The organism is Actinomadura sp. KC06 (genome assembly GCF_004348735.1).
In the GTDB taxonomy this organism is placed as follows: Bacteria; Actinomycetota; Actinomycetes; order Streptosporangiales; family Streptosporangiaceae; genus Spirillospora.
Genome location: NZ_SMKT01000091.1, coordinates 23,380 through 37,236, shown reverse-complemented (window position 1 = coordinate 37,236; position 13,857 = coordinate 23,380). Strand labels below are relative to the sequence as shown.

At 71.6% G+C, this 13,857-nt stretch carries 11 protein-coding genes; 5 read left to right on the top strand and 6 right to left on the bottom strand.

All coding sequences use genetic code 11. The features are described 5' to 3' along the window. From E1287_RS26500 to E1287_RS46405, 5 genes are all read right to left on the bottom strand, one after another. A partial coding sequence (locus E1287_RS26500) for a hypothetical protein (RefSeq protein ID WP_207934471.1) occupies nt 1-184 on the bottom strand: 184 nt, incomplete at its 3' end. A 281-nt stretch (nt 185-465) separates the two neighbouring features. Beyond that, the gene (locus E1287_RS26495) at nt 466-2,082 is read right to left on the bottom strand and encodes a HAMP domain-containing sensor histidine kinase (RefSeq protein ID WP_279506939.1); all 1,617 of its coding nucleotides are present in this window, start codon (nt 2,080-2,082) and stop codon (nt 466-468) included. Next, entirely contained in the window at nt 2,082-2,810 is a 729-nt protein-coding gene (locus tag E1287_RS26490; protein ID WP_131967783.1) for a response regulator transcription factor, read from the bottom strand. The genes E1287_RS26495 and E1287_RS26490 overlap by 1 nt, the downstream gene beginning before the upstream one ends. A gap of 110 nt (nt 2,811-2,920) precedes the next feature. Then, on the bottom strand, nt 2,921-3,460 hold the full coding sequence (gene def, locus E1287_RS26485) for a peptide deformylase (RefSeq protein ID WP_131967779.1): 540 nt from the start codon (nt 3,458-3,460) through the stop codon (nt 2,921-2,923). Nucleotides 3,461-3,556: 96 nt separating this feature from the next. Further along, entirely contained in the window at nt 3,557-4,606 is a 1,050-nt protein-coding gene (locus tag E1287_RS46405) for a DivIVA domain-containing protein (RefSeq protein WP_279506935.1), read from the bottom strand. Between the two features lie 221 nt (nt 4,607-4,827). On the opposite strand from E1287_RS46405, the gene E1287_RS26475 reads away from it, so the two are divergent. The 5 genes from E1287_RS26475 to E1287_RS26455 all read left to right on the top strand — a co-directional run bounded on the left by E1287_RS26475 (nt 4,828) and on the right by E1287_RS26455 (nt 12,068). Then, nucleotides 4,828-5,349, top strand: coding sequence for a gamma carbonic anhydrase family protein (locus tag E1287_RS26475; protein ID WP_207934470.1), 522 nt, complete (start codon nt 4,828-4,830; stop codon nt 5,347-5,349). 111 nt (nt 5,350-5,460) lie between these two features. Beyond that, nucleotides 5,461-9,420, top strand: a complete 3,960-nt coding sequence (locus E1287_RS26470) for an AAA family ATPase (RefSeq protein ID WP_131967777.1) — start codon at nt 5,461-5,463, stop codon at nt 9,418-9,420. A gap of 248 nt (nt 9,421-9,668) precedes the next feature. After that, nucleotides 9,669-9,860 (top strand): hypothetical protein, encoded by a 192-nt coding sequence (locus tag E1287_RS26465; RefSeq protein ID WP_347813985.1) that lies wholly within the window; start codon nt 9,669-9,671, stop codon nt 9,858-9,860. Nucleotides 9,861-10,242: 382 nt separating this feature from the next. Then, nucleotides 10,243-10,860, top strand: a complete 618-nt coding sequence (locus E1287_RS26460) for a DUF47 family protein (RefSeq protein WP_131967776.1) — start codon at nt 10,243-10,245, stop codon at nt 10,858-10,860. Then, nucleotides 10,857-12,068 (top strand): inorganic phosphate transporter, encoded by a 1,212-nt coding sequence (locus E1287_RS26455; RefSeq protein WP_243719450.1) that lies wholly within the window; start codon nt 10,857-10,859, stop codon nt 12,066-12,068. Before E1287_RS26460 ends, E1287_RS26455 begins: the two co-directional genes overlap by 4 nt. Before the next feature lie 60 nt (nt 12,069-12,128). On the opposite strand, the gene E1287_RS26450 is transcribed toward E1287_RS26455, so the two are convergent. Then, entirely contained in the window at nt 12,129-13,808 is a 1,680-nt protein-coding gene (locus tag E1287_RS26450; RefSeq protein WP_131967775.1) for a bifunctional metallophosphatase/5'-nucleotidase, read from the bottom strand. Nucleotides 13,809-13,857: the final 49 nt, after the last annotated feature.

Sequence of the window (13,857 nt, the reverse complement as noted above, 5' to 3'; positions counted from 1 at the left end):
CCCCCAGCGCCAGCGCCAGCGCCGCCCCCGCGGCGGCGATCTTCTGCCGGGTCGTGCCGAGCAGGCGCGGGCCGCCGGCCGGTGCCGGTGCCGGAGCCGGCTGCCAGGGCGGCGGGGCCCACTGCGGTGCGATGCCCGGACGTCCGGGCTCCCAAGGCTGCTGCTGCGGCCGGTCGTCGTTCATCTGGTCCCCCTGTCGATCGCTCACCATGGAGCGTGCGCGCCGGGGCTGCAGGCTGCCTGGAGCCAACCTGAAAGTGTGCTGAAAGCGGCTATCACGAAAAACCGCGGCCGAAGGGACGTGCGGCGTTACGTCCCCTCGGCCGCGGTGCCGGTGCGGCGCTGCGCGAACGCCGGGCGGTCGCGAGCTGGCCAGGGCGCGGGCTCCCGCTCTCCGTCGAGAAGGGGGCGCGCCCTGTACGGCCACTTAAACGCACTTAGCTGAACGTTGCCTGAATACGGCCCTCAGTCTTCGTCCAGAGGCAGGACGACCCTGAACGTGGCGCCCTCGCCGGGTGCGGAGTCGGCCTCCACCAGCCCCTCGTGGGCGGCGACCAGCGCGGCGACGATGGCGAGGCCGAGGCCCGTGCCGCCGCCCGCGCGGGAGCGGGCCTCGTCGGCGCGGTAGAAGCGCTCGAAGACGCGTTCCGCCTGCTCGGGGGAGAGGCCGGGGCCCGCGTCCACGACCTCGACGATCACGGCGGGGGCCTTGCACAGCGTGCCCGGCGAGAGGCGCACCTCGACCGGCGTGCCCTCCGGCGTGTGGGTGACCGCGTTGGCCAGCAGGTTTCCGAGGACCTGGCGCAGGCGCGCCTCGTCCCCCCGCACCTGGTACGCCAGCCCGCCCTCCACCGCCAGCTCTATCTCGCGTTCGGGTGCGAGAACTCTGGCCTCCTGGACAGAGTCGGCGGCGACGGCGAGGAGATCCACCGGCCGCCGCTCGATCGGACGCTGCCGGTCCAGCCGGGCGAGCAGCAACAGGTCCTCCACCAGCAGGCCCATCCGGGCCGCGGTCTCCTCGATCCGGCCGATCAGCCGGCCCAGCTCGTCGGGAGTGCGGGCCGCGCCCTGCCGGTAGAACTCGGCGAAGCCGCGGATCGCGGTCAGCGGGGTGCGCAGCTCGTGGCTGGCGTCCGCGATGAACCGCCGCATCCGCTCCTCCGACCGGCGCGCGGTCTCCTCCGACCGGCGCGCCGCGGCCTCCGACTCGGCCCGCGCCCCGAACGCCGCCTCGATCTGCGCGAGCATCGTGTTCAGCGACCGGCCGAGCCGTCCCATCTCGGTGCGCGGGTCCGCCTGCGGGACGCGCCGGGACAGGTCCCCGGCCGCGATCGCGCCCGCGGTCTCCTCCACCGCCGACAGCGGGCGCAGGCTGGCCCGGACGACCCACACGCCGAGGCCGGTCAGGACGCCCAGCACCAGCAGCCCCACGATCGCGTCGATCGCCACCAGCCGCCGGACGGTCCGGTCGACCTCCTCCAGGCTGAACGCCAGGACGAGCACGCCGCCCGCGACCGGCGCTGCCAGGATCCGCCACTGCGACCCGCCCGTCCCGGACACGGTGAACGGCTGGTCCATGCGCTCGCTCATGTCGGCGGGCAGCTTCGGATGCCCGGACTCGCTCCACGCCGAGTTCTGCCAGACGATCGCGCCGCCCGTGGACCTGACCTGCGCGTACATCTCGCTCGGGATCCGGACGTTGATCTCCCGCTGCCCGCGCCGCATCCCCTCGACGACCTGGTCGATCGCCCGCCCGACCGAGCCGCGCAGCTGGTCGTCGGCCCGTCCGACCAGGTACTGCCGCAGGACGGACGCGCCCGCCGCCCCCATCACGGTCATCCCGAGCGTGACCAGGACGAGCATTCCGGCGATCAGCTTCACGCGCAGCGGCGTCCGGCCCCACATCCGGGACAGCTCGCGCCGCGGCCAGCGGGGCCCACTGTCACCAGCGGCGCCCCCGCCTGGACGGCCTGGACCGCCCGGGCCGCCGGGCCCGCCCGGACCTCCGGGAACGACGGGGATGCCGTCGGCCCGCGTCGGCGGCGCCGGGTGGGCCGCGGACGGCGGGAACCGCGTGGCCATCAGCCAGATCTCGACGGCTCGCGCAGGACGTACCCCACCCCGCGCAGAGTGTGGATGAGCCTCGGCTCGGCGTTGTCGACCTTGCGGCGCAGCGCCGACACGTACGACTCCACGATGCCCGCGTCGCCGCGGAAGTCGTAGTTCCACACGTGGTCGAGGATCTGCGCCTTCGACACGACCCGTCCCGCGTTGGCCATGAAGTAGCGCAGCAGCTTGAACTCCGTCGGCGACAGCTGGATCGCGCGCCCGCCGCGCCACACCTCGTGGCTGTCCTCGTCGAGCTCGACGTCCGCGAACACCATCCGCGGCGGCGGCTCCGTCTGGCCGCCGCGGAACCGCCGCAGGACGGCCCGGATCCGCGCGATGACCTCCTCCAGGCTGAACGGCTTGGTGACGTAGTCGTCCCCGCCGATCGTCAGGCCCTTGACCCGGTCCTGCACGCCGTCCCGCGCGGTCAGGAACAGCACGGGGGTGTGGTCGCCGCCGGACCGCAGCCGCCGCGCGACGTCGAAACCGTCGATGTCGGGCAGCATCACGTCCAGGACGATGAGGTCCGGGCGGTGCCGCCGCGCCGACTGGACCGCGTCGGCCCCGTTGGTCGCGGTGAACACGTCGAACCCGGTGAAGCGCAGGCTGCCGGCGAGAAGCTCCAGGATGTTGGGCTCGTCCTCGACGACGAGCAGGGTCGCCTCCGCCGTCTTGCCGCCGTTCGCCGTCCGATCAACCAATGGCACTGACCCCCTCCGCAATCACTGCAGAGGTTCCCATCTCTACCTGAAAGTCACCTGAATGACCGCAGGGGATCGGTTGAATGCGGTGTCAGCCGTCCTGTCCCTGGTCAACGGCTCAAGCGGGTCACGGAGCGGATGGCGCGCATGGCCTCGCGGCGAGCGTCGCCCGACAGGACGTCGATGTAGACGTTGCCCTCCAGGTGCCCGCACTCGTGCTGGAGGCAGCGGGCGAAGTAGCCGGTGCCCTCGACGCGGACGGGCTTTCCCTTCACGTCCACGCCTTCGACGACCGCGTGCGCGTGGCGGGCCGTCTCGAAGTGCATGCCGGGCACGGACAGGCAGCCTTCCGGCTCGACGAGCAGTTCCCCGTCGGCGGCCACGAGTCTCGGGTTGACGACGTGGCCGATGTGCCTGCGCCCTTCGTCGTCCTTGCAGTCGTACACGAACACCCGCAGGCCCACGCCCACCTGGTTGGCGGCCACGCCCGCGCCGTCCTCCTCGTACATGGTGACGAACATGTCGTCGACGAGGCGCTGGAGGGAGGCGTCGAACGTCCGGACCGGATCGCATTCGGTGCGCAGGACCGGATCGCCGAGGAGCCTGATCGGGCGGGCGGTGCCGTTGCGCGTGTGGGTCCTCTTGCTCACGCAACGATCCTAGAGGCGACGCGGGATCCTAGAAACGGCTGTGTCCGCCCAGGGGCGACCCCTGGGCGGACACGTCGCGGTCGGTCTCAGCCGCGCCTAGAGCTCGATCGGCCCGCGGGACTGCTGGGGCGGGACGACGGGACCGGGCGGCGGCGGGGTCGGGCCCGCGTCCTCGGCCGGGCGCGCGGGCTTGGCCTGCGCGGCGGACGGGTCGGGGGCGTCGGCGGGCGGCTCGGGCTTCTTCATGGACGGGCCGCCCTGCTGCGAAGGCGCCGGCGAGGCCGGAGCAGCCGAGGCGGCCGAGGCGGTCGAGGCGGCCGGCTTGGACGCCGCCGACGCCGACGACGGCATCGGCTTCGCGGGCGGCGGCGAGGAGGGCTGGGACGGCTGCTGCTTGCGCGGCGCGGTCTGCCGGACGGCGTCCTCCACCATCTTCTCCAGCGGGCCCGCCTCGTTCTCCGCCGTGAGGAGGCGGTGCAGCGTCTCGCTGATCTCGGTGAGCCGCTGCAGGGCCTGGGTGTGGTTCTTGGTGAGCGACGTCAGCCGCTGCGTCGCGCCCTCGTTGATCACGCTGGCGCGGCGCTCGGACGCGGTGAGGGTGCGCTCGGCCTCCAGCCGCGCGCTGGTCACCGTCTGCTCGGCCTCCTGCTTGGCGGACCCGAGGACGCTCTCGGACTCCTTCTTGGCGGACGCGAGCACGTGCTCGGCCTTGTCCTGCGCCTGGGCGAGGTTCTTGTCCGCGTGCGAGCGCGCCTCGTCGATGATCCGCTTGGACTCCTGCTCGGCGTCCTTGCGGATCTCCGCCCCCTTGGCCTCGGCCTCGGCGACCTTGTCCTGGGCCTCGTCCTCGGCGAGGTTGATGATCTGGCGGAGCCGGTCGCTGAGGTCGTCGCCGGTCGGCTTGCGCGCCTCCCGGAGCTCGGCCATCTCGCGGCGGAGCCGCTCGGAGTCGTCGTGGGCGCGGGCGAGCCGCGCCTCGAGTTCGCGGTTCTTCTGGACGAAGCGCGCGATGTAGTCGTCGACCTGGCGGCGGTTGTAGCCGCGCATGACGATCTCGAACTCGTGTGAGTCTTCTTGGAGGAGGTTCGGCAGGATTTCGGCTTCGTTGCTCATGATGCCTTGGGGGTCGTTGGCGGGGGTGATCACCCCGTCAGGGTCGGTTGCTCTCCTCGCCCGCCGGTCAGCGGGTCCAACTGTGGAAACGTCAGGACGACTCTCGTCCGGTCCACCCCATTCGCGCAACCGGAACGCGCTTCTCGTCGTGGTTTCTTCACCTGGTAAGGGCGACAAACTATCCAATCTCGGAAAATTCGCGCTATCCCGGGGTGGGGCACGGGCGGCGGGGCGGCCGTCCTAGCATCGGCGGCATGACGTATCTCGGAACGTTGGGCGAGGACCGGCCGGACATCCACCCCGAGGCGTGGATCGCGCCCGGCGCGGTCGTCGTCGGACGGGTCGCGCTCGGCCGCGCGTCCAGCGTCTGGTACGGCTCGGTGCTGCGCGGCGACGACGAGGCGATCGTCGTCGGCGAGGAGTGCAACATCCAGGACCTCTGCTGCCTTCACGCCGACCCCGGGACGCCCGCCGTCCTGGAGGACCGCGTCAGCCTCGGCCACAAGGCGATGGTGCACGGCGCCCACGTCGAGACGGGCTCGCTCATCGGCATCGGCGCGATCGTCCTGAACGGGGCGCGGATCGGCTCCGGGACGCTGATCGCCGCGGGCGCGCTGGTGCCGCCCGGCAAGAAGATCCCGTCCGGCGTGCTCGTCGCCGGGACGCCGGGGCGGATCGTCCGGGAACTGACCGACGACGACCGGCTCGTCCTGACGCACACGCCCGAGGTGTACGCGGAGAAGGCGAAACGGCACCGCACCGTCGCGTGGGACTGACCGCGCCTTCGTCCAGAGCCGCCGTCAAGGTCGGAATGATAAGTCCCTGACCTGCGGAGATGTGACGAATGCGCCGGTGGGCGGGACCCCTGCAGTGTTCTGCTGACTACCATGACCATCGTGGTGTGGGGACCGGGCTATGGCAATGCTCCGCCGCCCAGCCCCCCGATGGGGCAGGATCCGTTCGCGGAGGCAGAGCGGGACACGAGGGCGATGGTGGCCGCCGCATGGTGGCCGTCGGCGCCTCCGCAGCAGCGCCACCACGCCATCGGCGGCCGCATGCTCGTCCTGCCGGACGGCACCTGGTGGCTGTTCGGCGCTTGGGCCCGCTGGTACCGGCTGCATCCGGCCGACGGGCAGTGGTACCTGTGCCCGCCGCCCCGCACGCCCGCCGTCCGGATGGCGGCGCGGCCCGCGCAGCAGGGCGGGGTGCAGGTTCCCACGCTCCCGCCGCACGTCATTCCGGCCGGGCCCGACTTCTCGTACGACCCGCCTACGGGCCTGCCGTTCGTCGGGCATGGGTTCGCGACCGAGCTGACGTCGCGCGTCCGGTCGACCGTCGAGTCGGCGGCGACGCTGTCCGCGCCCGACTACCCGCACTGGTGGCCGGAGTTCTCCAATGACGCGCCGTCCACCGTGGTCGTGGCCTGGGGCGTGATGCTGTGGTGCTCGTCCTCGCCCGCGTTCGACTCGCGGCTGGACGCGCAGATGCTCGACCTGTGGAAGCCCTACCGCGCCAAGCCGCTCCCGCGCGTGGACGGCCCGCGCTGGCTCACCCCGCCCCCGCTGGAGACGCTGGTCGGGCTCTACGCCGAACGGCTGCGGGCCAGCAGGGTGGACGCGGCGGTCGTCGTCCTGCGGACGATGTGGGCCGTCGCCAGCGCGCTGCGCGAAGACGTCCGGTTCCAGATCCGGGCGGACGCGCTGCTCGCCATCCTCGGCACCACGCTCGCCAATCCGACCGTCGACTACGGGACGCTGCCGTACGGCGACCAGGCGATCGTCCAGCAGTGGCTGACGCGCTGCCCACCGAACCTGGTTCCCTCGCTGAGGAACGAGAGCTCGCCAGGGGACAACTTCCGGCACGCCTTCTACACGCTCAGCGAATTGATAGCCGGGCTCTCGGGCGACCCCTCGGAACCCGCATACATCGAGCCTCGCCTAGTGGCCGCCGCGCTGCTCGCCGCCGATCTGGACGTCGTCCGCAAGGACATGGTCGGCACCATCGTCCCGTGGCTGGACCCGGAGATCCGCTACACGGTGCAGGCGGTGTCGGAGCAGAAGGGCCATCCGCTGCGGCGGCTCTGGCCGCAGGACATGCGCCTCCCCGAGCCGCTGCGGTCCGCGGCCGGGTCGGGCTCGGGCGCGGAGACGCTGCTCGCCGCGATGTACGAGGTCGACCTGGCCTGGTGCCGGCTCGGCGGGATGCCCGCGCGGCCGCGCGGCTTCCCCGTCCCGACCTCGATCATCGCCGGGATCATCGGACGGAACCGGGCCCGCGCCACGGCCGCCGCCCCGACCGCCACGCCACCGCCCAACCCTGCCCCACCGCAGCCGACACCGTTCAGCATGCAGAGCCAGCCAGGGATCGCTCCAGGGACGCCTCCGCATGCGCAGAGCGCGCCGTCCGAGCCTGACCGTCCGTTCGTCCAGCCGCCCGCGCAGCCGTACGGTGACGCGGCGGCCAACCAGGCGGCCGTCCATCAGATGGCCGGTCCTGGGCAGCAAGCCGCATTCGCTCCTCCAGACCCGATAATGGGCGGCGCCCCCACCGAGGAGGACCGGGACGAGGGGAACGCAGCGCCGCCTTACACGGAACTCGGATTCCAGCGTCCGGGTGCAGCACCTCCGGTGCCTGCGCAGAACCCGGCTCCCATGCAGAGCCCTGCGCCTATACAGAGTCCTGCTCCAATGCAGAACCAGGTGCAGAACCACGCGCCCATGCAGAGCGCTTCTCCGGCGCCGCCTCCGCCAGCCGCGGTGCCGGAGCAGCAGGACGCGAACTTCGTGCCGCCGTACACCCACCTCGGCTACCAGCCGTCCGGTGCCGCTCCTCCGCAGCAGGGTCCGCCGCCGTCGCCGAACGTCTCGCAGCCGCCGCCGAATCCCGTCGCGCCTCCAGAACCGCAGCAGCAATTCCAGCAGCAGCAGCCGCCGGCGCCCGCCGCGTTCGATCCGTACTCCACTCGCGTGGAGGACCAGGCGGGAGCACTACCTCAGACGGGCCCGGCGAGTCCGCCCGGCACGCGGATTCTGGGACCCGGCGACCTGGACGACGAACCCGCCCAGCCGCCGCCACCCGTCCCTGGAGCCGGACCGGGGACGAAGGTCATGTCCAAGACGATGGTCGGCGACTTCGACTTCCTGGACGACACGCCTGCCCCGGACCAGCCCGTCCACGAGATCCCGCCCCCGAAGGACCGGAGCGAACGCCGCGTCCTGGAGCGCTTCGGCTTCGGCTTCGTCTACGGCGACCATGACGCGAGCGAACTGCTCGCCGACGTGCGCAAGCAGGTCCAGGAGTGGGACGCGCCCGGCGGCGAGGGCGCCGAGGAGACCCGGGTGGACGGCGCGCCCAGCTCGATCAAGCCGGGGGTGCCGGGCGTGCTGCTGGTCGGCGGGCCGCACTCGGGGCAGCGGAGGCTGTCGCGGCTGATCGCGCTGACGCTGGCGAACGCGGGCCTCGGCGACGGGTCGATCCGCGCGCACGACGCGGAGGACGTCCGGGACGCGCCGGCCGAGCGGATCGGGCAGATCCTCGCTCAGCCCGGCCCGGTCGTCCTGTTCGAGCGGCTGGACGTGGCGATCTCCAGCGCGCGCGACCCGGTGGCGGTCGTCGGCGCGGTGCGCCGGGCCCGCCGCGACCCCGTCAACACCACGCCCGTGATCGCGACGTGCGAGCCGCAGGCGTACAAGCGGCTCCTGCGCGAGCATCCCAAGCTCGTCCAGACGTTCCGCGTCCACCGGCTGCCCGACTTCAGCGACCTCGACAACCGCATGATGCTGCTGCATCTGCTGGCCGAGGAGCGGCGCGTCACGATCGGCGCGTCCGCGATGGAGGTCGCCCGCGAGGACCTGAACCGGCTTCGCGGGCCGGGCGACCTCGTCAACGCGCGGCTGGTCGAGGCGTACCTGGACCAGGCCGCGCAACGGAACATGGAGCGAGCCGGGGCGTCCCACGACCGTCTCGTGCTGACCCCGGACGACCTGGCGGGTGTCGCGGAGGGCATCGAGCCCGCGCTGCGTCCGCCCGGCGACATCGACGGCTACCTGCGGCAACTCGAACAGCTCACCGGGCTGGACGACGTCAAGGCCGCCGTGCACGAGCTGGCCGACGAGGCCGGGCTCGCCGCCGACCGGGCGCGCTACGGGGTGGCCGCCGGCGAGGGCCGGCACCTGATCTTCGTGGGCCCGCCCGGCACCGGGAAGACGACCGTGGCGGGCCTCGTCGGCGGCATCTACGCGGCGCTCGGGCTGCTGGAGTCGGGGCACGTGGTCGCGTGCCGTCCCGTCCACCTGGCGGGACGCGACCGGGCCGACACCGAGAACCGGGTCGCGGGCATGGTCGAGCAGGCGCTCGGCGGGGTCCTGCTCATCCAGGAGGCGTACCGGCTCGACCGGAGCCCTCCCGTCGTGGCCGAGCTGCTCCGCCGCATGAACGCGGGCGGCGCCCGGTTCATGGTGGTCTGCTCCAGCCCGGCGGCCGAGATGGAGGGCTTCCTCGCGGGCAACGCGGCGTTCCGGGCCGAGTTCGGCCGGGTCGTGGAGTTCACCGGGATGGGCGACCGCGACATGGTGCGGCTCTTCCAGAGCTACGCCGAACGCGACCTCTACGTCCTGGACGAGGAACTGCGCGTCGAGCTGCTGAACCGGTTCGCGCGGCTGCGCGGCGACCCGCAGTTCGCCTACGCCCGGACGGTCCGCGCGCTGTTCGAGCAGACGGTGGCGCGGCAGGCCGCCCGGCTCGCGGGCGCCGACGTCAACGCCGCCACCGTGGCCCGGCTGACGGCCCGCGACCTGCCCGAGAGCGCGCTGGAGCAGATGCTCGGCGACTTCCGCCCCGGCCCCTGACCGCCGCGTCCGACCGCGCTTGACCGGCGTCCGCCGCGTCCGACACGCGGGACGTTTGCGACATATGCATCAGACGGGCGTCAGATGGGAAGGGTACGGGGAGTCGCCGAGGGCCGGTGCCTAGATCGTTCAGGTGGGCGTCCCCCGGATTGACAGGGTCACGGGTGGCCCTCGAATGGCCCTCTTGGGTCATAGGCCGGTCCGGGCGAGGCGCGTAGCCTCGACTTGGGTGTGGGGAACGAACGGAGGTGGACGCGGTGCGCCAGAACCTCGATTTGCGCGTCCACGACCGTGTTGCGCTGGACGAGATCGAACTCTATGCCGAGATGCTCAGCGCGGTGGCGGCGGCTGAACGGCCGCTGACCATCGCCGAAATCGACATGGTGCTCGGGGTACGGTCCGACGAAGCCGGTCGTCGCGAGCTGACGCCACGGGACTGAGAGCGGTCCCAGGGGGGCTTGGGAGGACGTCCTCCCAGCTGAAGAGCAGAGCAGTCGCGCGCAGCGAGCCGGGGACGCCGATCACGGCGTCCCCGGCTCGTCTTTTCGCGCCTCATCCGGCCACCCGCCCGCTGACCTGCCCGTGTAACAAATCTCACTTATGATCTTGACCGGTTGCTCGGCGGCGGCCCGTCCCGAGGCGCCGAAACGGCGGCCGTCCCCGCAGATACGGGGCGCACGGCGGGTATGTACCTGATGATCCGGGGCAATCTTGGAAGTGAGAGGATGGCGGACACCAGCCGAAGCTGGGGCAAAGGTTCTTTTTACGGCTGGTAGCGCCTACGATCCTCTGCGGACTGTTCCGGCACATCAGGAGAACGACGTGCGCTTGCGTCTCACGCCGCGTGAGGACAGCTTCTACGACATGTTCGCCGACTCGGCGAACAACCTGGTCACCGGCGCCAGGCTGCTCGTGGAGCTCATCAGCGACGGTGCCGACCGGGCAGCGATCGCGGAGAAGATGCGCGCCTGCGAGCACGCGGGCGACGAATGCACCCACGCGATCATGCGCCGGCTGAACGAAACGTTCATCACGCCCTTCGACCGCGAGGACATCTACCGGCTGGCCTCGACGATCGACGACGTGATGGACGAGATGGAGGAGGCGGCCGACCTCGTCGACCTCTACAAGATCGAAGAGTTCCCCAAGGGCATCGTCCACATGGTGGAGGTGCTGGAACGCGCGGCGGAGCTGACCGCGGAGGCCATGCCGAAGCTGCGGTCGATGAAGGAGCTCAACGAGTACTGGATCGAGATCAACCGGCTGGAGAACCAGGGCGACAAGGTCTACCGCAAGCTGCTCGCGAAGCTGTTCAGCGGCGAGTACGACACCCTCACGGTGCTGAAGCTGAAGCAGATCATCGACCGCCTGGAGGACGCGGCCGACGCGTTCGAGCACGTCGCGAACACGGTCGAGACCATCGCGGTCAAGGAATCATGAGCGTGCGGGACGAGCCGCAAGGCACAGAGCCGCGCGGTCCCGCCGCCCATTCCGTGGGCGGGCCTGTCGGCGCGACGCTGACCAAGGACGAGGCGCCCGGCGCCGAGCCGACCCTCGGCGAGCAGATCCGCCGCGGCCCGGCCAGGTTCTGGCCCGTCCTGCTGCTGGGCTTCCTCGCGGTGATCCTCGCCGGGGCGCTCGGGCTGCGCTCGGACGCGCAGGCCGCCGTGCTCGTCCTCGTCGTCGTCATCGCGCTGGTCTTCGACTACACCAACGGGTTCCACGACGCCGCCAACGCCATCGCCACCTCGGTGTCCACCCGTGCGCTGACGCCGCGGGCGGCGCTGCTGATGGCGGCCGTCATGAACCTGATCGGCGCGCTGCTCGGCGTCGAGGTCGCCAAGACCGTCAGCGAGGTCATCACCCCGCCGACCGGGCTGCACGGCCTCACCGTGGTCGCCGCGGGCGTGCTCGGCGCGATCACGTGGAACCTCATCACCTGGTACTTCGGGCTGCCCTCCTCGTCCTCCCACGCCCTGATCGGCGGCGTGGTCGGGGCCGGGCTCGCGTCGGCGTCCACGGTGAGCTGGAGCACCGTCGTGGAGAAGGTCGCCATTCCGATGGTGATCTCACCGGTGGCCGGGTTCGGCCTGGCCTACCTGGTGATGATCGCCATCCTGTGGATCTTCCGCCGCGCCAACCCCGGCCGGATCGCCCGCCGCTTCCGGATCGCGCAGTCGCTCTCCGCGGCGTCGATGGCGCTGGGCCACGGCCTGCAGGACGCGCAGAAGACGATGGGCATCATCGTCCTGGCGCTCGTCACCACCGGACACTCCGACGGCAAGAGCGTCCCGCTGTGGGTCATCGTCGCCTGCGCCGGCGCCCTCTCCCTCGGCACGTACGCCGGAGGCTGGCGGATCATGCGGACGCTCGGCCGCAGGGTGATCGAGCTCGATCCGCCGAAGGGGTTCGCCGCTGAATCGACGGCCTCGATGATCCTGTACGCGACCGCCTACATCTGGCACGCTCCAATTTCCACCACGCACACGATCACGTCCTGCATCATGGGCGTCGGCGCGACGAAGCGGCTCTCCGCCGTCCGCTGGGGCGTCGCCGGCAACATCATCACCGCCTGGGTCCTCACCATGCCCATGGCCGCCTCGGTCGCCGCCGTCGTCTACTTCGTCGTCCACTTCTTCGGCGCGTGATAGCGCGAACCGCCCGCCCGGCCCTTTTTCAGGACGGGCGGACGGCGCTGAGCGCTTGGATTACTGGCCGGAGATTCGGTTGAGGGGTGGGGGTGTGATGGTGCCCTGGGCGGTGAAGTAGGCGACGAAGGCGTCCAGGTCGATGGGGCCTAGGACCTGGTCCTTGCCATCGGTGAAGACGGTGAAGCCGTCGCCGCCGCCTAGGAGGAAGTTGTTCGCCGCGACCTTGTAGGTGGAGGACGGGACGACCGGCGTTCCGTCGATGGTGATGGCGGAGACGCGGTCGCCTACGGGCTTTGAGCGGTCGATGGTGAAGTGCAGGTTCGCCGACGGCTGGAGGATCTTCTCGCCTGCGGACGTCCACTGCTGTTCGAGGAGGGCGTCGAGCTGCGTGCCGGTCAGGGACACGACGCCCATCACGTTGCTGAACGGCTGGACGGCGAACGCCTCCCCGTAGGTCACGACGCCGTCGCCTTCCGAGCCGCTCGCCGCGAAGGTGAGGTCGGTGCGGACACCGCCGGGGTTCATCACCGCGACCTGCGCGCCGAAGTCCTTCATCGAGGCGAGCTGCGCGTCCGCGATGACGTCGCCGAGCGCGGTCTCGCCCGCGGGGGACGGCGCGCGGGTGAGGTCGGCGGTGATCTTGCCGATGGGCTTGTCGGCGATCTCGGAGACGCGGTCCTTCCACGTCTGGACGAACTGCTCCGTCGCCGGGTCGGGCGCGATGTCGCGGGTGACGACGTGGTTGTCGCCCTTCATCGAGGAGCGGACGATGTCGCCGGTCCGGCGGTTCACCTGGAGGTTCACCTCGGTGATCACACGGCCGAACGACGAGCCGGACGAGAACAGCCGCGGTTCGCCGTCCGGGTCCTCGACCGAGCAGATGTACTGCTGGTGGCTGTGCCCGGACAGGACGACGTCGATCTCCGGGTCGGCGTCCTTCGCGATGCGGGACCCGGCGCCGGGCTGGACGCCGCACTCGTCCGGCCGCGAACCGGCCTTGACCTGGTCGCCCTCGTGGACGAGCAGCACCATCGCGCGGACGTGGCGCCGCTTCAGCTCGCGGGCGGCGCGGTTCGCGGCGGCGATCTCGTCGACGAACTCCAGGTCCTTGATGCCCTCGGCGGTGACGATGCTGGGCGTCGTCTTGGTGACGACGCCGATGAAGCCGACCCGGACGCCGTTGACGCGGCGGATCGTCCACGGCTTCATCGCCGGCCGCTGGTGCTTCTTCTTCAGGACGTTCGCCGCGAGGTAGTCGAACTTCGCGCCGCGCCACGTCCCGGCGGGGGAGCAGCCGTCGACGGGATGGCAGCCGCCGTGCTGGATGCGCAGCAGCTCCTGGTAGCCCTCGTCGAACTCGTGGTTGCCGACAGCGGAGGCCGTGACGCCGATGTCGCCGAGGAACTGCACGGACGGTTCGTCGTGGTAGGCGGCGGAGATCAGCGGCGAGGCCCCGATCAGGTCGCCCTGCGCGACGGTGAGGGTGTCGCGGTTCCGCAGCTTCTTGAGGTGGGCCGCCACGTAGGCGGCGCCGCCCGCGAGCACGGTGTTCCCGTTCTCGTCGATGGCCCTGCCGGAGCTTCCGGACGGCGGCTCCAGGTTGCCGTGGAAGTCGTTCAGCGCCAGCAGCCGCACTGACGCGGTCGGGGCGGGCCGCGCCGCCGCCGGTTGCGCGGCCAGGCCCACGACCGTCAGGGCCGCCGCGGCGCAGGCCAGGATGGTGCGTCGTCGAGTCATGCTGCGGACGGTAAGTGCGCCCGGCATACGCTTCCCGGCGGCACGATGA